This window comes from Cytobacillus sp. GQ23, assembly GCF_059758675.1.
This window is the reverse complement of sequence record NZ_JCAXER010000003.1, coordinates 20,968-44,276: the sequence shown is the minus strand read 5'-3', so window position 1 is coordinate 44,276 and position 23,309 is coordinate 20,968. Positions and strand designations below refer to the sequence as shown.

General features: G+C 42.1%; 19 protein-coding genes. All 19 read left to right on the top strand.

All coding sequences use genetic code 11. The features are described 5' to 3' along the window. The first annotated feature begins 119 nt into the window (after window positions 1-119). Window positions 120-899, top strand: coding sequence for an undecaprenyl pyrophosphate synthase (gene uppS, locus AC6CHU_RS03145; protein ID WP_159862693.1), 780 nt, complete (start codon window positions 120-122; stop codon window positions 897-899). Between the two features lie 17 nt (window positions 900-916). Continuing rightward, window positions 917-1,711, top strand: coding sequence for a phosphatidate cytidylyltransferase (locus tag AC6CHU_RS03140; protein WP_251282833.1), 795 nt, complete (start codon window positions 917-919; stop codon window positions 1,709-1,711). A gap of 173 nt (window positions 1,712-1,884) precedes the next feature. Continuing rightward, window positions 1,885-3,027 carry a 1-deoxy-D-xylulose-5-phosphate reductoisomerase gene (locus tag AC6CHU_RS03135; protein WP_251282834.1) on the top strand — a complete coding sequence of 381 codons (1,143 nt, stop codon included), beginning with the start codon at window positions 1,885-1,887 and terminating at the stop codon, window positions 3,025-3,027. Between the two features lie 228 nt (window positions 3,028-3,255). Then, complete coding sequence (rseP, locus tag AC6CHU_RS03130) at window positions 3,256-4,518, top strand: RIP metalloprotease RseP (protein ID WP_251282835.1); 1,263 nt, start codon at window positions 3,256-3,258, stop codon at window positions 4,516-4,518. A gap of 196 nt (window positions 4,519-4,714) precedes the next feature. Then, on the top strand, window positions 4,715-9,025 hold the full coding sequence (locus AC6CHU_RS03125; protein ID WP_251282836.1) for a PolC-type DNA polymerase III: 4,311 nt from the start codon (window positions 4,715-4,717) through the stop codon (window positions 9,023-9,025). A gap of 270 nt (window positions 9,026-9,295) precedes the next feature. Beyond that, a complete protein-coding gene (gene rimP, locus AC6CHU_RS03120) occupies window positions 9,296-9,763 on the top strand; it encodes a ribosome maturation factor RimP (RefSeq protein WP_159862698.1) in 468 nt (155 codons plus the stop codon). 253 nt (window positions 9,764-10,016) lie between these two features. Continuing rightward, on the top strand, window positions 10,017-11,174 hold the full coding sequence (gene nusA, locus AC6CHU_RS03115) for a transcription termination factor NusA (RefSeq protein WP_159862699.1): 1,158 nt from the start codon (window positions 10,017-10,019) through the stop codon (window positions 11,172-11,174). A 17-nt stretch (window positions 11,175-11,191) separates the two neighbouring features. After that, complete coding sequence (gene rnpM, locus AC6CHU_RS03110) at window positions 11,192-11,476, top strand: RNase P modulator RnpM (RefSeq protein WP_159862700.1); 285 nt, start codon at window positions 11,192-11,194, stop codon at window positions 11,474-11,476. After that, on the top strand, window positions 11,473-11,775 hold the full coding sequence (locus AC6CHU_RS03105) for a YlxQ family RNA-binding protein (RefSeq protein WP_159862701.1): 303 nt from the start codon (window positions 11,473-11,475) through the stop codon (window positions 11,773-11,775). Before rnpM ends, AC6CHU_RS03105 begins: the two co-directional genes overlap by 4 nt. Before the next feature lie 19 nt (window positions 11,776-11,794). Next, window positions 11,795-14,023, top strand: a complete 2,229-nt coding sequence (gene infB, locus AC6CHU_RS03100) for a translation initiation factor IF-2 (protein ID WP_159862702.1) — start codon at window positions 11,795-11,797, stop codon at window positions 14,021-14,023. Then, entirely contained in the window at window positions 14,023-14,304 is a 282-nt protein-coding gene (locus AC6CHU_RS03095; protein ID WP_061791030.1) for a DUF503 domain-containing protein, read from the top strand. Before infB ends, AC6CHU_RS03095 begins: the two co-directional genes overlap by 1 nt. A gap of 16 nt (window positions 14,305-14,320) precedes the next feature. After that, window positions 14,321-14,701 carry a 30S ribosome-binding factor RbfA gene (gene rbfA, locus AC6CHU_RS03090; protein ID WP_159862703.1) on the top strand — a complete coding sequence of 127 codons (381 nt, stop codon included), beginning with the start codon at window positions 14,321-14,323 and terminating at the stop codon, window positions 14,699-14,701. Between the two features lie 66 nt (window positions 14,702-14,767). Continuing rightward, complete coding sequence (gene truB, locus AC6CHU_RS03085; protein ID WP_251282837.1) at window positions 14,768-15,685, top strand: tRNA pseudouridine(55) synthase TruB; 918 nt, start codon at window positions 14,768-14,770, stop codon at window positions 15,683-15,685. 57 nt (window positions 15,686-15,742) lie between these two features. Then, window positions 15,743-16,693, top strand: coding sequence for a bifunctional riboflavin kinase/FAD synthetase (gene ribF / locus AC6CHU_RS03080; protein ID WP_159862705.1), 951 nt, complete (start codon window positions 15,743-15,745; stop codon window positions 16,691-16,693). Window positions 16,694-16,815: 122 nt separating this feature from the next. Next, the gene (rpsO, locus tag AC6CHU_RS03075) at window positions 16,816-17,085 is read left to right on the top strand and encodes a 30S ribosomal protein S15 (protein ID WP_009330698.1); all 270 of its coding nucleotides are present in this window, start codon (window positions 16,816-16,818) and stop codon (window positions 17,083-17,085) included. Window positions 17,086-17,400: 315 nt separating this feature from the next. Beyond that, the gene (gene pnp, locus AC6CHU_RS03070; RefSeq protein ID WP_159862706.1) at window positions 17,401-19,521 is read left to right on the top strand and encodes a polyribonucleotide nucleotidyltransferase; all 2,121 of its coding nucleotides are present in this window, start codon (window positions 17,401-17,403) and stop codon (window positions 19,519-19,521) included. Window positions 19,522-19,705: 184 nt separating this feature from the next. Then, a complete protein-coding gene (locus AC6CHU_RS03065; protein WP_159862707.1) occupies window positions 19,706-20,713 on the top strand; it encodes a polysaccharide deacetylase family protein in 1,008 nt (335 codons plus the stop codon). Between the two features lie 42 nt (window positions 20,714-20,755). Then, the gene (locus AC6CHU_RS03060; RefSeq protein WP_159862708.1) at window positions 20,756-21,991 is read left to right on the top strand and encodes a M16 family metallopeptidase; all 1,236 of its coding nucleotides are present in this window, start codon (window positions 20,756-20,758) and stop codon (window positions 21,989-21,991) included. Between the two features lie 489 nt (window positions 21,992-22,480). Beyond that, complete coding sequence (locus tag AC6CHU_RS03055; RefSeq protein WP_159862709.1) at window positions 22,481-22,735, top strand: YlmC/YmxH family sporulation protein; 255 nt, start codon at window positions 22,481-22,483, stop codon at window positions 22,733-22,735. The last annotated feature ends 574 nt before the right edge of the window (window positions 22,736-23,309 follow it).

Sequence of the window (23,309 nt, the reverse complement as noted above, 5' to 3'; positions counted from 1 at the left end):
CTCTAAAAGATACTATGACTGAATCACAACTATCAATAAGCGGGAAAAGTCCCTTGCTAATTGAAGTTTCACACTTTGTCTTTTATCGGAGGATTAACCTATTTTAAAGGAGCAGACTTATGTTTGATAAAATGAAGTTATGGAAGTCCCAAAACAGTTCTTCCGATCTCCGAGAGAGAGTTAAAAAAATAAAAGAATTGCAAATTCCTGAGCATGTTGCCATCATTATGGATGGGAATGGCCGATGGGCAAAGAAGCGGGCGCTTCCAAGAGTAGCCGGCCACCATGAAGGAATGAAGGTTGTCCGAAAGATCACCAGATTTGCAAGTGATATAGGGGTGAAGACCCTAACTTTATACGCATTCTCAACTGAGAATTGGAAAAGGCCTAAGATGGAAGTGGACTTTCTTATGAAGCTGCCAGAAGAATTTCTGGGAACTTTCCTTCCAGAACTGATAGAAGAGAATGTACAAGTAAAAATGATTGGTTATTTCGATCACCTGCCTGCCCATACGCGCAAAGCAGTTTCCAAAGCGATGGAAGAGACAAAAAATAACACCGGCCTGGTGCTGAACTTTGCACTTAATTATGGAAGCAGAGCCGAGATACTCGAAGCCGTCAAGCATGTCTTAAATGATTGCAAAAGTGGTATAATGGATGAAAATGAATTAAATGAAGAAAAATTTTCATCCTACTTAATGACGGGCGGGCTTAAGGATCCCGATCTGCTGATTCGCACAAGCGGTGAGATCAGACTAAGCAATTTTATGCTTTGGCAGCTTGCATACACAGAATTCTGGTTTACGGATGTATTATGGCCGGATTTCAATGAAGAGCAAATGCTTGAAGCAATCGAAGTATTCCAAAGCCGCCAAAGGCGTTTTGGAGGAGTACAATAAAGGTGTTGAACTATTGAATGAAGCAGCGTATTATCACAGCAATTATTTTTGGTGCAATCCTCCTGCCAGTCATAATCTATGGGGGCATGCCAATCATTATCCTGGCATACTTGCTGGCATCCATTGCACTATATGAATTATTAAAAATGAGGAATTTAAGTTTATTCTCGATATCAGGTATTATTTCTTTACTTTTACTGTGGGTTTTCCTTCTGCCTAAAGAATATCAGTCAGTCCTGGACGACTTGAATTATACAAAAATTGAGGTAGCTCTCTTTGGGGTGCTTCTTTTCTTAACGTATACTGTAGCTACAAAAAATAAATTTACATTTGATGATGTGGCTTTTTCGATTATGTCTACTCTATACGTTGGCATTGGTTTCTACTACTTTATGGAGACCCGCTTCGCAGACCAGGGTCTGACCTATCTCTTTTTTGCATTATTCCTTATATGGGCGACAGATTCAGGTGCCTATTTTATAGGAAAAGCTATGGGAAAGAAAAAGCTTTGGCCTGAAATCAGCCCAAATAAGACTGTCGAAGGTTCACTTGGCGGTGTAGCCTGTGCGCTTCTGGTTGCAGTATTATTTATTATTTTTACAGATATTGATGAATCTCTGCTGGGGCTTTTGGTAATTACAGCCATCCTGTCCGTGTTTGGGCAAATAGGGGATTTAGTGGAATCAGCCTTAAAGCGTCATTATAATGTAAAAGACTCAGGAAATATTCTGCCTGGCCATGGGGGAATTCTGGACCGTTTTGACAGTTTGTTATTCGTCCTGCCATTGCTGCACTTTTTTCACCTGCTGTAAACTTAAAGAGCAGGACCTTTTGGACACTAGATAATTGTTAGGCTCCAGCGTCTGCCGCCTCAAAAGACATAAGCCGTTGCTCCAGAAAGGCAAAGATCGCTTTTCACTGATGCTTGACTTGTGCTTTTCAGGGGTGAGCGAGGCGCTTCCGCTTTTCTTATTAGGAGGAGACTATGAAACATATCAGTTTGATGGGGGCTACAGGGTCTATTGGTACGCAGACTCTCGATATAATTAAGGAGCACCCGGAGGAATTTAAGCTGGCAGCCATGTCTGCCGGCAGGAATATAGATCTTGCCAGGAAGATTATCTCTGACTTTCAGCCAGAACTTGTCTCACTAACAGAAAAAAGTTCTGCAGATATTCTTAAAGCGGAGTTTCCCGGCATAACATTTACATATGGACATGATGGTTTGGTGGAAGTCGCTGTTTACGAAAAATCAGAGGTACTGGTTAATGCTGTATTAGGCAGTGTTGGCCTTAACCCCACCATGCAGGCGATTGAGGAAAAGAAAACAATTGCCATCGCGAATAAGGAAACGCTTGTAACGGCCGGCCATCTGGTCATGGAAGCAGCAAAGCGAAATGGTGTAGCTCTCCTGCCTGTAGACAGTGAACACTCTGCAATTTTTCAATCCCTCCAGGGGGAAAAAGAAAAAAATATTGAAAGGCTCATTTTAACAGCTTCGGGAGGCAGTTTCAGAGACCGCTCCCGCAAGGAACTGGAGAATGTGACTGTTGAAGAGGCGCTTAATCATCCGAATTGGTCAATGGGAGCAAAGATCACCATCGATTCTGCCACTATGATGAATAAGGGACTTGAAGTTATTGAAGCGCATTGGCTTTTCTCCATTGATTACAGTAAAATAGATGTCCTTCTTCATAAAGAAAGCATTATCCATTCCATGGTGGAATATCATGACAGCAGTGTAATCGCACAGCTAGGCACGCCTGATATGAGAGTGCCTATACAATATGCTTTAACATATCCTGACAGGCTTCCGCTGCGGACAGCAAAACGGCTGAATCTTGCTGAGATTGGCAAGCTGCATTTTACAGAAATGGATTTTAATCGTTTTCGCTGCCTGAAATTTGCCTATGAAGCTGGAAAAGCTGGCGGTTCAATGCCAGCCGTATTAAATGCAGCGAATGAAGCTGCTGTTGCTGCATTCCTGGATGGAAAGATAACATTCCTGCAAATAGAAGATTTCATCGAAAGAGCACTGGACAGCCATGATATTATCTCAAATCCAAGTCTGAATGAAATTATGGAAACAGATTTGGAAACGAGAAAATATGTCAGCTCACTTTTATAAGCTCGTGTTCAAGTGCTGAAGAGTGTGTAACAGAATTTAACTTTAGGCTGTTTTCGCAAAGTTTGCTGTTATTTGAATTATATTTATTGAGCTGATTACAGCGAGCATCCCTTCGCTGCAAGCAACAGACGGCATTGACAAGCGAAAAAACAATTTAGACGAAAGTGCCTAACTTTATGCACTTACCAGCGGCATTTGAGCAACCTCTAAAAAAAAGGTGGTTAAAACTTGAGTACAGTAATAGCCTTTATTATTATTTTCGGGGCACTGGTATTTTTTCATGAACTCGGACATTTAATATTTGCAAAAAGAGCAGGAATACTCTGCCGGGAATTTGCAATTGGATTCGGGCCAAAGGTGTTTTCCTTTAAAAAAGCTGAGACAGTATACACAATTCGTCTTCTGCCAATCGGCGGGTTTGTACGTATGGCCGGTGAAGATCCTGAAATGGTGGAAATCAAGCCCGGCTATCGCATTGGCTTAATCCTTGATAAAAATGAGGAAGTCAGCAAAATTATTTTAAACAACAAAGATAAATATCCTGATGCAAGAATTGTTGAAGTTGAAGATGCTGATACAGAGCATGACTTAATAATAAAAGGTTATGTTGAGGGCGAAGAGGATGAGTCAATCCAAAACTTTAAAATTAGCCGTTCAGCTGTACTGGTTGAGGATGGTGCCGAAACGCTCATTGCTCCGTATGACCGTCAGTTTGCATCAAAGACCTTAGGTCAGCGAACAATGGCGATTTTTGCAGGCCCAATGATGAATTTTGTTTTGGCTTTTATCGTTTTTGTACTAATAGCCTTATTGCAGGGGATTCCAACAAATGAACCTGCCCTTGGCAAGCTGACTCCTGATGGTGCAGCATATGAAGCTGGCCTTAAGGAAGGCGATGTAGTTCAAAGTGTGGATGGAGCCGAGATATCAAGCTGGTCAGATGTAGTGGAAATCATTAGAAAGAATCCAAGTGAAGAACTGGAATTTCTAGTGGAAAGAAACGGCCAGGAGCATACCATTTCGGTTACACCAAAGGTTCAGGATGTAGAAGGTGAAAAAATAGGAATAATTGGTGTTTATAGCCCGATGGAAAAGTCTCCATTAAAGGCAATTACCTACGGAGCCAAGGAAACCTATTTCTGGACGAAAGAAATTTTTGTTATGCTTGGCAAACTTGTCACGGGCCAGTTTTCAATTGATGCATTATCAGGTCCGGTAGGTATCTATGTTTCAACAGATACTGTGGCCAAATCCGGTATTTACTATCTGATGAAATGGGCAGGAATTCTAAGTATTAATCTTGGAATAATGAACCTGCTTCCAATTCCTGCGCTTGATGGCGGAAGATTAATGTTCTTTGCAGTTGAGGCTGTAAGAGGAAAGCCAATTGACCGTCACAAAGAAGGAATGGTCCATTTTATTGGTTTTGCTCTATTAATGCTATTAATGCTGGTGGTCACTTGGAACGATATTCAGAGATTTTTCCTGTAAAAAGTGAATCCAGGATTACTGCATAAAAAATGTGTATGATCCTCTAAGTCAGACGAAAAAACGGGTTCCAAAATGGAATCCGTTTTTTCAATCACTACATGAAGCGATATGTTATAATTAAGTCCGTCTGTTTTTTATTGCACATAAAATTTAACTTAAAAATAGAAACCAAGATTAATGGATGGGAGAGAGAAAGATGAGCGAACCTTCTAAATTTCAGCTCTTGCTCCAGCAGATGCAGCTAACTGAGGATGCCTTTGTTCAGCACTTTCATGATGCCCAGATCGAAAGGGTCATAGTCGAAAGACAGTCACGGAAATGGCACTTTTATTTTGCTTTTCCAAAGATAATGCCCTGCAGTGTATATAGCCGTTTCACAAATCAGCTTGAAAAGACATTTTCCCACATCGCAGAAGTTTCATATAGCATCTCTGTGAGAAATCAAGATTTTACTGAACAGCTTGTACTTGAATACTGGCATAACTGCATTAAAGAAATGGATGGAATGGCACCGCCGCTTTTAAAGCTACTGAATGAACAGGTTCCTTCTGTACAGGGCAACAAACTTATCATTAAAGTCCGTAATGATTTAGAAGGATTATCTATTAAGAAAAAATATGCCGGCATTATTTCAGATGTTTTCCAAGTTTTTGGCTTTCCTGCCCTAACAGTGGACACTGAAGTAGCCGCTGATGGTTCCAATGAAGAATATGAAAAATTTATGGAAGCCAAACGCAAAGAAGATCAAGAGCGTGGTCTCCAGGCAGCAATCGAGATGCAGAAGAAAGAAGCGGAAGCTGAATCTGCAGATCACACTGCACCACAGGGGCCGCTAACAATCGGTCTTACCATTAAGGACGATGCAGATTACCGCAAATTGATTGATATTATAGATGAAGAGCGCCGAGTAGCTATTGAGGGCTACGTGTTTGCTGCTGAAACAAGAGAGCTCCGCAGCGGCCGGACACTATTAACTTTTAAAATTACGGATTATACCAGCTCCATCCTGGTAAAAATGTTCTCCCGTGATAAAGAGGATGCCGCTCTATACCAGCATATTCAAAAAGGAATGTGGCTAAAGGTCCGAGGAAGCATTCAGAACGATACTTTTGTCCGTGACCTGGTTATGATCGGCAACGATATTAATGAAATCAAACCAATTCAAAGGCAGGATACATCGCCTGCTGACGAAAAAAGGGTTGAACTGCATCTTCATACACCAATGAGTCAAATGGATGCAGTTTCATCAGTCAGTGCACTGGTTTCCCAGGCGAAGAAATGGGGCCATAAAGCAGTCGCCATTACAGACCATGCTGTTGCCCAATCATTCCCTGAAGCCTATGGTGCCGGGAAAAAGAATGATATTAAGATTTTGTATGGAATTGAAGCAAACCTTGTAGATGATGGTGTGCCGATTGCATATAATGATGCGCATCGCAAGCTTGCTGATGACACCTTTGTTGTATTTGATGTTGAAACAACCGGCTTATCAGCTGTATATGATACGATTATTGAACTTGCAGCAGTTAAAATTCATGATGGCGAAATCATTGACCGATTTGAATCATTTGCAAACCCTCATCACCCTTTATCCGCAACTACCATTAATCTGACTGGAATAACAGATGATTTGGTGGAAAATGCACCGGAAGTGGAAGATGTTCTAAAGAAATTTCATGAATGGACAGGAGATGCTATTTTAGTAGCTCATAATGCTTCTTTCGACATGGGCTTTTTGAATGTGGGCTATAAAAAGATCGGTATTGGAAAAGCGCCTAATCCTGTAATAGATACTCTTGAACTCGCACGTTTTTTATTTCCCGACATGAAAAACCACCGTCTGAATACCCTTGCCAAGAAATTCGATGTAGAACTCACCCAGCATCACCGTGCTATATACGATGCGGAAGCAACAGGCTATCTGCTTCTTAAGATGCTAAAAGGCGCAGAGGGAAAAGGGATCGAATATCATGATCAATTCAATGATAATATGGGTCAGGGAAATGCTTATCAGCGTGCAAGGCCGGCCCATTGCACCCTGCTGGCACAAACGGAAGCCGGTCTGAAAAATCTTTTTAAACTCGTATCCATCTCTCATATGGAATACTTTTACAGAGTGCCGCGGATTCCCAGGTCAGTTCTTCAAAAACATCGCGAAGGAATACTGGTAGGTTCCGGATGTGATAAAGGGGAAGTTTTTGAAGGCATGATGCAGAAATCTCCAGATGAAGTAGAAGATACAGCACAATTCTATGATTATCTTGAAGTGCATCCAAAAGCCGTTTATGCACACCTTTTAGAGCTTGAACTTGTAAGAGATGAAAAAGCGCTGGAAGAAATCATCAGCAATATTGTAAAGCTGGGGGACAAGCTTGGCTTGCCGGTAGTCGCGACAGGCAATGTCCATTACCTGAATCCAAATGATAAAATCTATCGGAAAATCCTTGTTAATTCACAGGGCGGAGCGAATCCGCTGAATCGCCATCAGCTTCCGGATGTTCATTTCAGGACTACCAATGAAATGCTTGACGCTTTTTCATTTCTGGGCAAAGAAAAAGCGAAGGAAATTGTTGTTGAGAATACGAACAAAATTGCTGATATGATTGAAGAAATAAAGCCGATAAAAGATGATTTGTATACGCCAAAAATCGAAGGCGCAGATGAAGAGATGCGCAGCATGAGTTACGGAATGGCAAGAAAGATTTATGGTGATCCACTTCCTGAGATCGTGGAAGCACGCTTAGAAAAAGAACTTAAAAGTATTATTGGACATGGTTTCGCGGTTATCTATCTGATTTCTCATAAGCTGGTAAAAAAATCATTGGATGACGGCTATCTGGTTGGTTCCCGTGGTTCTGTCGGCTCATCATTTGTTGCGACGATGACCGAGATCACGGAGGTAAACCCGCTGCCGCCGCATTACGTTTGCCCTGAATGCAAAACATCTGAGTTTTTCAATGATGGGTCAGTGGGCTCCGGCTTTGACTTGCCTGATAAAAATTGTCCTGGCTGCGGAGCTAAATATAAAAAAGATGGACATGATATTCCGTTCGAAACGTTCCTTGGTTTTAAGGGGGATAAGGTTCCCGATATTGACTTGAATTTCTCTGGTGAATACCAGCCTAGAGCCCATAACTATACAAAGGTGCTATTCGGCGAGGATTATGTATATCGCGCAGGAACAATCGGTACTGTTGCCGATAAAACGGCTTATGGCTACGTCAAAGCGTATCAGAACGATAATAATCTGCAAATAAGAGGTGCGGAGATTGACAGGCTGGCTTCCGGATGTACAGGGGTAAAGCGAACTACCGGACAGCATCCGGGCGGTATCATTGTTGTGCCGGATTACATGGATATTTACGACTTTTCGCCAATTCAGTTCCCTGCAGATGACAGGACATCGGAATGGAAAACAACCCATTTTGACTTCCATTCTATTCACGATAATCTGTTAAAACTTGATATACTGGGTCACGATGATCCGACCGTTATAAGGATGCTTCAGGACCTGAGCGGAATTGACCCAAAAACTATTCCCACAGATGATCCGGAAGTAATGAAAATTTTCAGCGGGCCTGAATCACTTGGTGTGACCGAAGACCAAATCATGTGTAAAACAGGAACGCTTGGCATTCCCGAATTTGGTACGCGATTTGTCCGCCAGATGCTCGAAGATACCAAGCCGACCACTTTCTCAGAACTTGTTCAGATTTCCGGCCTTTCTCATGGTACGGATGTCTGGCTCGGAAATGCCCAGGAATTAATTCATAATAACATTTGTAATCTTAGCGAAGTAATCGGCTGCCGTGATGATATAATGGTTTATTTAATTTATCAGGGCCTCGAACCTGCTTTTGCTTTCAAAATAATGGAATCTGTCCGTAAGGGTAAAGGCCTGAGCGATGAGATGGAAGCCGAAATGAGAAAGAACGAGGTCCCTGAATGGTATATTGATTCCTGTAAAAAGATTAAATACATGTTCCCCAAAGCCCATGCGGCTGCTTATGTATTAATGGCTGTCCGGATTGCGTACTTCAAAGTGCACCATCCGCTCCTTTACTATGCAGCATATTTTACAGTCCGCGCAGAGGACTTTGACGTGGATGCAATGGTTAAAGGATCACAGGCAATACGTGCTCGAATCGAAGAAATCAATGCAAAGGGACTTGAAGCTTCAACGAAAGAAAAGAATCTTTTAACTGTAATGGAACTGGCATTGGAAATGAACGAAAGGGGCTTTAACTTCCAGAAGGTGGACTTGTACCGCTCAAGTGCAAGTGAGTTTATCATTGAAGGCAATTCTTTGATCCCGCCGTTTAATTCCATTCCGGGTCTGGGTACAAACGCAGCATTCAATATAGTTAAAGCAAGAGAAGAAGGGGAATTCCTATCGAAGGAAGACCTGCAGCAGCGCGGAAAAGTATCTAAGACGATAATCGAGTATCTCGATAATCATGGCTGCCTGGAATCCCTTCCGGAACAAAATCAGCTGTCCCTATTCTAAAAAAAAGACCAGCAAAGGGTCCAAACCCTTCTGCTGACAGCTATTCCATTTGCATAAAAAAATTGGTTATGGTATAGTTTTATTGGAAATACTAAGAATAACTCTCGCAAAAGGAAGAGTGGGGCAACCCACTCTTTCGTGTTGTGTACGGTTTTTTCCTTAGATCGGATCTATGTTAAAACTATATGTTAATTAAAGTTTAGCAGAGCCAATATCTAATTGATTGAATGGAAAACACGCTTTAGAATTCAGTAAAAAGGAGGGATATGAATGAGCAAAGTGACTGAAACGGTGGAACAACTGGTCACCCCTATTGTGGATGAACTTAATTTAGAATTAGTCGACATTGAATATGTTAAAGAAGGGAAAGACTGGTTCCTTCGCGTATTTATTGATAAAGAAACTGGTGTTGATATCGAGGAATGCGGAATGGTCAGTGAAAGACTAAGCGAAAAGCTTGATGCTGAAGATCCGATTCCATACAACTATTTCTTGGAAGTTTCATCGCCGGGAGCTGAACGCCCTCTTAAAAAAGACAGTGATTTTGTAAAAGCAGTCGGCAAGAATGTTTTTATTAAAACTTACGAGCCAATTGACGGCGAAAAAACGTTCGAAGGTGTGTTAACCCAATTTGACGGCGAAACCGTTACGGTGGAAGTCAAAATTAAAACAAGGAAGAAAAATATTGAAATTCCTTATGAGAAGGTAGCGAATGCCCGTTTAGCCGTTGTTTTTTAATACCGGCTGATTGCGGGCTTGCTTATTAAGAAAAGCGGAGGCGCCTTGCCGGTAATGGAACGCAGTCTGAGAATTTCATAGCCTGTGGCAGCGTCGGCATGAGCCCCATCTGGTGTCTCACCTTAAAGGGGATAGGCGGCTTTTAGCTGTACGTGTATTGATGTCAAAAATCAATACTTGTCTTTCAGAAAAGCAAATTGCTGCTTTAGAGTTGATTATTTTTATAAGAGAAATAAAGGGGGATATAAATCTCATGAGCAGTGAACTTTTGGATGCTCTGACATTGCTTGAGAAAGAAAAAGGCATTTCTCGCGATGTGATTATCGAAGCCATTGAAGCAGCATTGGTGTCAGCCTATCGCAGAAACTTTAACCAGGCACAAAATGTGCGCATTGATTTAAACCTAGGGAACGGAACGATGAGAGTCTTTGCCCGCAAAGAAGTAGTGGATGAAGTATTTGATCCGCGTCTTGAGATCTCTGTTGAGGATGCTCAAAAAATCAATCCGAACTACCAGGTGGAAGATGTCGTTGAAATGGAAGTAACACCTAAGGATTTTGGCCGCATTGCTGCCCAGACAGCGAAACAGGTTGTTACCCAGCGTGTCCGTGAAGCGGAGAGAGGCATCATATATTCTGAATTTATCGACCGTGAAGAAGATATCATGACGGGAATTGTTCAGCGTACAGATCCTAAGTTCATCTATGTGAGCCTTGGAAAGATTGAAGCGATCCTTCCGGCGAACGAACAAATGCCAAATGAGCGTTATCAGCCCCATGACCGGATTAAAGTTTTTATTACAAAAGTAGAAAAGACTACAAAAGGACCACAAATTTTTGTTAGCAGAACCCATCCTGGCCTTCTGAAGAGATTATTTGAAATTGAAGTTCCTGAAATCTATGATGGAACTGTAGAAATTAAATCTGTTGCACGTGAGGCAGGAGACCGTTCCAAGATTTCGGTTCATTCAGACAATGAAGAAGTTGATCCGGTAGGTTCATGTGTAGGTCCTAAGGGCACACGTGTACAGGCGATAGTCAATGAGCTGAAGGGCGAAAAAATTGATATTGTAAAATGGTCTTCAGATCCGGTCGTATTCGTTGCAAATGCACTAAGTCCTTCAAAAGTGCTTGACGTAATCGTAAATGAAGAAGACAAAGCAACAACTGTTGTAGTTCCTGATTATCAGCTTTCACTGGCAATCGGAAAACGCGGTCAGAATGCGAGGCTTGCAGCAAAGCTTACAGGCTGGAAAATAGATATCAAATCAGAAACAGATGCCCGTGAAGCCGGAATTTATCCGAGGGATGAAAAACTGTTGAACTTTGATAATGATGATTATGAAAACGAAGAATACGAAAATGATGCAGACTTCGAATTTAATGATGAGCTTTTAGAGGAAAAAGAATAGGGAAGAGGTGAATGATCGTGAACAATCGTAAAAAAGTTCCTTTGCGAAAATGTGTCGCTACCGGTGAAATGAGGCCGAAAAAAGAACTCGTTCGCATCGTTCGCTCCAAAGACGGCGAAGTATCTGTTGACCCTACCGGAAAAAAATCAGGGCGCGGGGCTTATCTTTCCAAAGAAAAGGAAGCAGTTTTGTTAGCAAAGAAAAAGAATATCTTAGCCAATCATTTAGAAGTTTCCATAGATGATGCTATCTATGAAGAACTCTTGGAGTTAATAGAGAAGGAGAAACGGCAATCCAAATGAACTCAAATCAATGGATGTCATTGCTTGGCTTAGCCAATCGGGCACGGAAAATTACTTCAGGAGAAGAGCTTGCTGTTAAAGAGATTAGAAACGGCAAAGCAAAGCTTGTTTTGCTGTCTGCAGATGCATCCGCAAATACGGCAAAAAAAGTTACAGATAAATGTAAATCATATGGGGTTCCTTATAAGCTGATTCAAAATCGGGAAATACTCGGCAAGGCTATAGGGAAGGAAGCCCGCGTTGTAGTGGCAGTGTTAGATGCCGGATTTGCAAAAAAGCTGTTAACGTTGCTCGATTAATACTAGCGGGGGTGAAAGTATGAGTAAAATGCGCGTATATGAATATGCGAAAAAACATAACATTTCAAGCAAGGATGTTATTACAAAATTAAAAGACATGAATATTGAGGTTTCAAATCATATGACTACGATTGAGCCGGCGGCAGTCCAAAAGCTTGACGGTATTTTTATCAAGAATGGCAGCCAGGCTCAAAACCAGAGCAGCTCTCAAAACCAGCAGAGGCCTCAGGGAAATCAAAAACCGGCTTCAAATTCTAATGCTGGCAATTCGGCAGCTGCGAAAAGTAAGCCTCAGAATAGACCTGGTGAAAACAGAAGCCAGGGGCAGGGAAGCCAGGCCGGCAAAAACTTCTCCGGCAATAATAGGGGAAATAATGCCAACAGAAACAATAACAATAGAAACAATAACAATAACCGCAACAACAATAAGAATAAAAACAACAAAGGCAGACAGCAGCAGACGCATGTGGCTCCAGCTCCTAAAAAAGTGAAGGAACTGCCTTCAAAAATTACTTTCAGCGAATCACTGACTGTAGCAGAATTGGCAAAGAAGCTTCACCGCGAGCCATCTGAAATCATTAAAAAGTTATTTATGCTTGGTGTTATGGCAACCATTAACCAGGACCTTGACAAAGATGCCATTGAGCTGATCGCTGGGGAATATGGTGTAGAAGTAGAAGAAGAGGTATTAATTGATACAACCGATCTTGAAGTATACTTCGCAGAGGATGAAAATGCCGAACTAGTGGAACGCCCATCTGTTGTAACCATCATGGGACACGTTGACCATGGTAAAACAACATTGCTTGACTCCATCCGCAACACGAAAGTAACAGCTGGTGAGGCTGGTGGAATCACACAGCATATCGGAGCTTATCAAGTTGAAGAAAACGGCAAAAAGATTACATTCCTTGATACTCCAGGTCACGCAGCGTTTACGACTATGCGTGCCCGTGGAGCGAGTATCACAGATATTACAATTCTTGTTGTTGCAGCAGATGATGGTGTTATGCCGCAAACGGTTGAAGCGATCAACCATGCAAAAGCAGCAGAAGTTCCGATTATTGTGGCGGTAAACAAAATGGATAAGGAAGCAGCAAATCCTGACCGTGTAATGCAAGAATTGACTGAACATGGACTGGTTCCAGAGGCATGGGGCGGAGACACTATATTTGTTCCTATCTCAGCTATTAAAGGCGAAGGAATTGATGAGCTGCTTGAAATGATTCTTCTTGTAGGTGAAGTGGAAGAATACAAAGCAAATCCTAACCGCAATGCCGTTGGTACGGTTATCGAAGCACAGCTTGACAAAGGGCGAGGTTCAGTGGCAACCCTACTAGTGCAAAACGGTACATTGAAGGTAGGAGATCCAATTGTTGTCGGTAATACATTTGGACGTGTTCGTGCAATGGTTAACGATCTTGGCCGCCGTGTGAAAAATGCAGGACCATCTACACCAGTTGAAATTACAGGACTTAACGATGTTCCTCAAGCAGGTGACCGCTTCGCTGTTCTTGATGATGAAAAGACAGCACGCCAGATTGGTGAAGCTCGAGCACAGCAGGCATTGCAGGCTCAAAGAAATGAAAAAACCCGTGTAAGTCTGGATAACTTGTTTGAGCATATGAAACAGGGGGAAATGAAAGACTTAAACATCGTTGTGAAAGCGGACGTTCAAGGTTCAGCGGAAGCATTAACTGCTGCTCTTCATAAAATTGATGTAGAAGGTGTTAATGTACGTATTCTTCATACAGGTGTAGGTGCCATTAACGAGTCTGACATCACTTTAGCTGCTGCTTTCAATGCTATTGTGATTGGATTTAATGTACGTCCTGACAATAACGCGAAACGTGCAGCAGATGCAGAAAATGTTGACATCCGTCTGCACCGCATCATCTACAAAGTAATCGAGGAAATTGAATTGGCGATGCAGGGTATGCTTGATCCTGAGTTCCAGGAGAAAATTATCGGGCAGGCTGAAGTGCGCCAGACATTCAAAGTTTCCAAAATCGGTACCATTGCAGGTTCTTATGTTACGGACGGAAAAATCACCCGTGACAGCGGCGTGCGTTTAATCCGCGACGGAGTTGTAATTTTTGAAGGCGAAGTTGACGCTCTTAAGCGATTCAAAGATGACGCTAAAGAAGTAGCCCAAGGCTATGAGTGCGGTATTACCATCAAAAACTTCAATGACGTTAAAGAAGGCGACGTAATCGAAGCATATATTATGGAAGAAGTGGAACGTTAATGATAATTGGGCTCGCTGCCTGTGAATGTATCATTTATGACACACATTCTTTGAAAGAAAAACGGGCTGTTTTGCAGCGTATTCTAACCCGGCTGAAACAAAGATACAATGTTTCTGTATCTGAGGTGGACTACCAGGACCTATGGCAGCGGACTAAAATTGCCATTGTGGCCGTTTCGTCCACCCAGGTTTCAACTGAGCACGAGCTGCAAAATGCGCTGAAATTGATTGATTCGTTCCCGGAAATTGAACGGACAATTACAGATTTAGAGTGGCTTTAAGAAGAGGTGAAATAGAATGAGCCTTAGAGCAAATCGAGTTGGAGAACAGATGAAAAAAGAACTGGGCGAAATCATCAGTCGAAAAATCAAAGACCCGCGGGTTGGTTTTGTAACAGTCACTGATGTTCAAGTTACCGGGGATCTCCAGCAGGCAACCGTGTTTATCTCCGTTCTGGGTGATGAGGAACAGAGGGAAAATACGCTTCGCGGGCTGGCTAAAGCAAAAGGCTTTATCCGATCTGAAATCGGTCAGCGAATCCGGCTGCGGAAAACACCGGAAATTCTATTCGAGTTTGATGAATCAATCGACTACGGCAACCGTATTGAATCATTGCTACATCAAATTCAGGACGAAGACCGTTCCAAAGATGAGGAAAGCTCCAAAGAAGAAGAATAATGGAATGGATAGACATTGTGTCTATCCATTTTTTTCTAAACACAAACAGACAAGGTGGTACATAATATGGAAGGAATTTTGCCGCTTTTTAAACCTAAGGGTATGACATCCCATGATTGTGTTTTCAGGCTTCGGAAGATTTTGCGAATGAAAAAAATCGGACATACCGGAACACTGGACCCAGATGTGACAGGAGTACTTCCTATCTGCCTTGGGAGGGCAACAAAGGTGGCTGAATATATAACAGATGCAGGGAAGTCATATGAGGGAGAAGTCACAATCGGCTACTCTACGACAACAGAAGATGCCTCAGGTGACGTCGTGCAGAGAAAAGATGTTTCAGAACCTATTTCCAGAAAACAAGTAATGAAAGTACTTCAAAGCCTGACTGGGGAAATTACACAGACTCCTCCCCTGTATTCAGCAGTAAAGGTAAATGGGAAGCGCCTCTATGAATATGCAAGGCAGGGAATAGAGGTGGAACGGCCGACCCGGAAAGTCACAATCTATTCAATCGAGCTTCTCGATGACAGAGAGATGTTCGAGGGTGAGAATATTACCTTCCGTTTCCGTGTAGCCTGCAGCAAAGGTACATACATCCGTACGCTTGCTGTCATGATTGGATATGAGTTGGGATACCCCGCCCATATGTCTGACCTGATAAGGATCCAGTCGGCCTCACTGACACTTGAGGATTGCCTGACATTTGAAGAAATAGAAGAAAGAGCTGAGAAGGGGACAATGGCCGAAGTTCTTCGGCCTATGGAAGTAGCGCTTTCTCATTTGCCGAAATTTCAAATAAGTGATAAAGTAGCAGAGAAAGTTAAAAATGGGGCTGTATTAACTATTCCAGATCAATTGCTTGACACTAAAGGCCCAATCGCAGTAGAGGAAAAAGAGGGTCTTGTTCTGGCAATTTATGAGCATCACCCCAGCAAACCAGGGTTAATGAAGCCAGTAAAGGTGTTAAGGAATGATCAATAAGGAACTTGTTAAAAGCTGCACATTTATATAGGTCCAGAGAAAAGGTGAAATATTAATATGGAAGTTATTCATATACATCATCCCCATCGAATGGATAGTAACGAAATGCCTGAATTGGCAATAGCACTTGGATATTTTGATGGAGTTCATCTGGGTCACCAGAAAGTGATCCGTGAAGCAAAGTCAATAGCTGAACAAAAAGGATTAAAAAGTGCTGTCATGACATTCGATCCGCATCCCTCGGTTGTTTTGGGAAAAAGCATTCAGCATGTGGAGTATATTACACCCCTTGAGGATAAAATTGCAATAATGGCTGATCTCGGTATAGATTATTTGTTTATTATCAATTTTACACGGGAATTTGCTAATCTTCTGCCTCAGGAGTTTGTGGACCAATACCTAATTGGTCTTAATGCCAAGCATGTGGTGGCAGGCTTTGATTATTCCTATGGACGGATGGGACGCGGCACAATGGAAACTTTGCTGTTCCATTCGAGGGATCAATTTGATTATTCAGTAGTTGCAAAACTGGCAAAAGAAGACGAAAAAATCAGCTCTACGCGAGTAAGAAAATATATCCGTGAAGGGAAAACTGCTGAGCTGCCAGGCCTTTTAGGAAGATTTTATAGAACATCCGGAATCGTTATCCATGGTGATAAGAGAGGTCGTACAATTGGATTTCCCACAGCGAATGTGGACGTTTCTGAAGACAGTATCATCCCGCCGCCTGGCGTATATGCTGTAAGACTAGAAGTAGATGGCAGCTGGTATGAAGGTGTCTGCAATGTTGGCTACAAACCTACTTTTAATCAGGAAAAAGGGGACAGGCCATCTGTTGAGGTGCATATTTTTGACTTCTCTTCAGATATTTATGGCAGAAAGGTTACAGTTGAATGGCATAATCGCCTTAGAAGCGAAAGGAAATTTGCCGGCATTCAGGAGTTGATTGCCCAGATTGAAAAGGATAAACAGCAGACTGAGCAATATTTTGAGAAAAACAGGGTTTAGCCTTGCTTTTTGTCATAAAAAGTTGTATTCTAAGTAACGTACCAAATGAACCTTTGCTTGGCAAGTCGAGTCACCGACGCTTGCTCAGTAACAGGGGATTGAAAATTTAGGAGGTGAACCGGATGGCAATCACTAAAGAACGTAAAAATGAGCTAATCAATGAGTTCAAAACTCATGAAAGCGACACTGGATCTCCAGAAGTTCAAATCGCTGTCCTTACTGAAGAAATCAACAATTTGAACGACCATTTACGTACTCACAAGAAAGACCACCATTCACGTCGCGGTCTTTTGAAAATGGTTGGTAAGCGCCGTAACCTATTAACTTACCTTCGCAACAAAGACGTTGCACGTTACCGTGAGTTAATCAATAAGCTTGGCTTACGTCGATAATCAACAGAAGCGGGATTTTTTCCCGCTTTTTTATTAGCTTTAAAAACTTGAATTTTCTTCCTGATCATGTACATACATAACTTATTCTATTTTAGCAGACGGGAAAATTGTGCATACTATAGAATGCCTAATTTTATTATGATTAATGAGCATTTCATGCTTTTATATAAAACTGGACTGCTAACAGGCAAGGCTCATTAGCTTCTGCTTCTGTTATCGCAGGAATGCATGTTGAATATGCAGGATAATGAAAAATTAAACGGATCAGGCGGAAAAGAAGCCTGTCCTTAAGTGAATGCAGAGAGGGGTACAATTATGGGACAAGATAAACATGTCTACAGCCTTGATTGGGCTGGGCGCAAATTGACCGTAGAGATTGGCCAGCTGGCTAAACAGGCTAACGGTGCAGTTTTAGTGCGCTATGGTGATACTGTAGTTTTAAGTACAGCTACAGCATCAAAAGAACCGAAAAATCTGGATTTCTTTCCGCTGACAGTTAACTATGAAGAACGACTGTATGCTGTCGGAAAAATTCCTGGCGGTTTTATTAAGAGAGAGGGCCGTCCAAGTGAAAAAGCGATTTTGGCAAGCCGTTTAATTGACAGGCCAATTCGTCCATTATTCGCTGATGGTTTCAGAAATGATGTACAGGTTGTAAGCATGGTGATGAGTGTGGATCAAAATTGCTCATCAGAAATGGCTGCAATGTTCGGATCATCATTAGCCCTTTCTGTGTCAGATATTCCATTTGGCGGACCAATTGCGGGAGTCAGCGTAGGCCGCATCGATGGAGAATTCATCATTAATCCATCTGTAGAACAGGCTGAAAAAAGCGATATCAGCCTTGTTGTAGCGGGTACAAAAGATGCGATTAACATGGTTGAAGCAGGTGCAGAGGAAGTGCCTGAAGAAACAATGCTTGAAGCTATTATGTTTGGTCATGAGGAAATTAAACGCCTTATTGCTTTCCAGGAGGAAATTGCTTCTGAAATCGGGAAAGAAAAAATGGAGGTTGTTTTATACCAGGTTGACCAGGATTTAGAGGCTGAAGTTCGCGGCATCTGTGAAAAGGATATGATTAAAGCTATCCAGGTGCAGGAGAAACATGCCCGTGAAGCTGCCATTAAAGCAGTAAAAGAAGAAATCACAGCTAAATATGAAGCTGAAGAAGCAGATGACGACAAGCTGAAGCAAATCAAACAGATCCTAGATAAAATTGTTAAAGCTGAAGTGCGCCGCTTAATTACAGAAGATAAAGTGCGTCCGGATGGCCGCGGCTTGGATGTTATCCGCCCGCTGTCCTCAGAAGTAAATCTTCTGCCGCGCACACATGGTTCAGGTTTATTTACACGCGGTCAAACTCAGGCACTGAGCATTTGTACATTGGGAGCTCTTGGAGATGTACAGATTCTGGACGGGCTTGGAATTGAAGAAGAAAAAAGATTTATGCACCATTACAACTTCCCTAACTTCAGTGTAGGTGAAACTGGGCCAATCAGAGGGCCGGGCCGCCGTGAAATTGGGCATGGAGCTCTTGGAGAACGTGCTCTTGAGCCGATTATTCCTTCTGAGAAGGATTTCCCTTATACGATTCGCCTTGTATCTGAGGTGCTGGAATCAAATGGTTCAACATCACAGGCAAGTATTTGTGCAAGTACTTTGGCTATGATGGATGCAGGTGTGCCAATTAAAGCCCCAGTTGCCGGTATAGCAATGGGACTGATTAAATCAGGTGAACATTATTCAATTTTAACAGACATTCAGGGCATGGAAGATCACCTTGGCGACATGGACTTCAAAGTTGCAGGTACTTCTAAGGGAGTTACAGCTCTGCAAATGGATATTAAAATTGAAGGCTTGTCACGTGAGATTCTGGAGGAAGCATTGCAGCAGGCGAAGAAAGGCCGCATGCAGATTCTTGAGTCAATGCTGAGCACTATTGAACAGCCAAGAAAAGAGCTGTCTGAATACGCTCCTAAGATTCTGATGATGTCAATCAACCCTGATAAAATTCGTGATGTTATTGGGCCAAGCGGAAAGCAGATCAATAAGATCATCGAAGAAACAGGCGTTAAGATTGATATTGAACAAGATGGAACAGTATTCATTTCATCTGTAAATGAAGAGATGAATCAAAAAGCGAAGAAAATTATTGAAGATATCGTACGTGAAGTAGAAGTTGGACAAATGTATCTGGGTAAGGTAAAACGGATTGAAAAATTCGGTGCATTCGTTGAAATCTTCTCAGGTAAAGATGGATTAGTCCACATTTCTGAGCTTGCTGAAGAGCGTGTAGGGAAAGTGGAGGATGTTCTTTCAATTGGAGACGAACTTCTGGTAAAAGTTACTGAAATCGATAAGCAAGGCCGCGTAAATCTTTCCCGCAAAGCCGTATTGCGTGAACAGCGTGAGCAAAAGGAAAAAGCACAGCAATAATACTAACTTCTATTTAAAAGGAGAAGCATTTTTGCGGGCGATCTTTCCTAAAAGCCAGGGGAAACCCTGGCTTTTTACATATGTGAATTACTATAGGCTTTTGCCTTAACCTGCATACTTGATATGTGGTTCCGTTCTACCTTGTCCCTTCGAATCATACTATGAATTGAAGGAGGCATGAAGAATGAGAAAGTTTATCCATATTACTATCATGTTTGTGATGGCACTTTTTTTTATCAATAATCCTTTTACTGATCAGTATGTAACAGGCCTTAAACCAGAAACAGATGCCGTAACTGTTTCTAAGCCGAAGGATTCACTATATGAAGAAATAACAGTAAAAAAAGAGGAATACAGTATTCCTGCACAGGATGCAATAATAGACCCTGTATGGAAAGCGATTCCCGGTCTTAACGGGATGGAAGTAGATGTCGAGGCATCATATAAAAAAATGAAGCCGGGTAAAAAGTTCAATGAGGATAAGCTTGTATTTAAAAAAATTGAACCGAAGGTGAGGTTAAAGGATCTGCCTCCGTCACCTGTCTATAAAGGCCATCCAGATAAACCGATGGTCAGCTTCGTCATTAATGTGGCATGGGGGAATGAATATTTGTCCGATATGCTGGCTACTTTAAAGAAACATAATGTGTCTGCAAGTTTTTTTCTTGAAGGAAGATGGGTAAAGAATAATCCGGAACTTGCCAGAATGATTATCGATGCAGGCCACGAAGTAGGCAACCATTCGTACACTCACCCGGATATGAAAGTGATTTCTTCAGCCAGGACAAGGGAAGAAATACAAAAGACAAATGATGTGATTGAAGCCACAATGGATGAGAAACTCAGTAAGCCTATTACGTGGTTTGCTCCTCCAAGCGGCAGCTATAGAGATGAAACAGTTAAGATTGCTGCCGAGAAAAACCTTGGCACTGTCATGTGGACTGTAGATACAGTGGATTGGAGGAAGCCCTCGCCGGATGAGCTGATAAACAGAGTGTTATCAAAAGTTCATAATGGAGCACTAATTCTAATGCATCCTACAGAATCCACCGAAAGGTCACTTGATAGACTTATAACAGGACTTAAGCAGATGAACCTCGAGATTGGAACCGTATCCGAGCTGTTAAGCGAAGAGAGAATCCAAAATAATAATCAGGATTTTGGAAAAAATAACAATAATAATATAAACTAATGTAAGCAGATGTCTTAGTGTTTCAGAACAGGAGGAATTTATTTGATCAAGAAATATACATGCCAAAACGGAGTAAGAGTCGTACTGGAAAATATTCCAACCGTCCGTTCTGTAGCGATAGGAGTATGGATTGGAACAGGTTCACGAAATGAGATTCCCGAAAATAATGGGATATCTCATTTCCTTGAGCATATGTTCTTCAAAGGAACGAAAACAAGATCAGCCCGGGAAATTGCCGAAAGCTTTGATAGCATTGGCGGGCAGGTGAATGCATTCACTTCAAAAGAATATACATGTTACTACGCAAAAGTACTGGATACCCATTCTGATTTTGCTCTTGAAGTGCTTTCTGATATGTTTTTTAACTCCACATTTGTGGATGAGGAATTGAACAAAGAAAAGAATGTTGTGTACGAAGAAATTAAAATGTATGAAGATACGCCTGATGATATCGTTCATGACCTTTTGAGCAAAGCTATCTACGAAGACCACTCACTTGGTTATCCGATTCTTGGCACTGAAGGAACGCTTGCCACGTTTAATGGTGAAACATTAAAGCAGTATATGAATGAAACATACACACCTGAAAATGTCGTGATTTCCATTGCCGGAAATATCGAGGAATCTTTCATTAAGGAAGTTGAAAAATACTTTGGCTCCTACGAAGGCGGTAAGAGAGAACGAACAGAGCAGAAGCCTGAGTTTCATTCGAACCATCTTGCCCGTAAAAAGGATACCGAGCAGGCTCACCTTTGCTTAGGGTTCGAGGGATTGCAGGTAGGGCATGAGGATATCTACAATCTGATTGTTTTAAACAATATTTTGGGCGGAAGCATGAGCAGCCGTCTATTCCAGGATGTCAGGGAACAAAAAGGACTGGCTTATTCTGTTTTCTCCTATCATTCTGCCTTCCAGGATAGCGGTATTGTGACGCTTTACGGCGGAACAGGTGCTAAACAGCTGGATGTTCTTTTTGATACGATTCAGGAAACTCTTGCCACTCTGAAAAAAGAAGGCATCACAGATAAAGAGCTGAATAACAGTAAAGAACAGCTCAAAGGTAGCTTAATGCTAAGCCTTGAAAGCACAAACAGCAGGATGAGCCGAAATGGCAAAAATGAACTGCTTCTTGGCCGCCATCGGTCTATGGATGAAATTGTCGATGAAATCGATGCAGTTACCATGGAGGGCGTAAATAATATGGCAAATTCCATTTTCACAGATCGTTATTCTGTGGCTTTAATTAGCCCGGAAGGTGAACTTCCGAAAAATCTTTAATATTGAGGTATGATTGCAAATTTAGGGAAACAGCCTGCTCGAGCAGGCTGTTTCATTTTTATATATAACTTTCCTGCTCCAGCCCCTGCCATTCGAGGTCATAATCCTGTCTAGCTGCGGCTCCCAGGACTCGGGGGCATATGCCGTTTCCTTTCAGAAGGAAAAACGCCTGCTTAAAGGAACGGTTTTTGCCTGGCGCCCCTGGGCGAGTCGCTTCCACTTTTCGAGCAAGCTTCCTATAAAAACAATGAATGTATTTCCGGTAAGATTTTTTTGTGTTTGGCCCTATGACCGGCATCCAGCCGTTGCCACGGGACATGGAAAGCTGAGGCATACGGCAGCGATATATCAAACGACCAAAAGGGGCAGCTTTTGGTCCCAGTTTTCGTTCCTTCGTTAACTGGGCGCTTTCGCTTTTCTTTGTCCAGGACTTCTAAAACTTCCGGCTAAGCGATAAAAATATAGAGAAGGAGAAAAGGAGGGCGGATAATGAGGTTAAGTGAACTGAGCGGAAAGGAAATTGTGGATGTGAAGCGTGCCGAGCGGCTGGGGGTACTTGGGCAGACAGACCTTGAGATAAATGAAAAAAATGGACAGATTCAGGCATTGCTCATCCCCTCATTAAAGTGGTTCGGTTTCATGCGCCAGGGAGACGAAATCCGGGTTTCATGGCAGCATATCAAGAAGATTGGCAATGACATGATCATTATTGATATTCCTGAATCGGAAGAAGATCAGGATTAATTTAAACGAAAGGGCCTAGTCAGGTCCTTTTTGTATGGCTGTTTTCGGAAGGTTTGGTGCTTTTTGTATCTTATTTACAGATTTTATTGCAGCGGAAGGTCCTGAGATCCTCGAAAATGCATGCGCATTTTCTTCGTTCAGTGTGCTTTCGAGGAAGTTTCAACCTCCAGCGGCTTAGCGGGACAGATAAAACCCGTCAGGCGCGAAGTTGTCAGAGAGGCTCACCGCCCGCCCATCCGCGGTTCGCTGAGCAGCCCGGGAAAAACAAAGGTCAGCATTTAGAGGCGAAATGCAGCAATTGATACGTCAAGAGCCTCTTGTTTCTATCAGTTTGTATACTTCCCTCCTCCCCTTGAACTTCCTTTAAACCCCATCCCCCTTTGACCATTTTCTTTTAAGTGGAAAACTCACCTATTGCTCCTTTCATACATAAGATGTTGAAGTAGTTCAATACAACAATTCCCTTACGATTATTAATTGAATTGCCGGCTAAAAAATAACGCCACATTTCGTTTAAAGATAAATCTGCTTGCAATTGCTGTCTTGTGCAACTGTTTAGTTTAGCGGCGTTGCC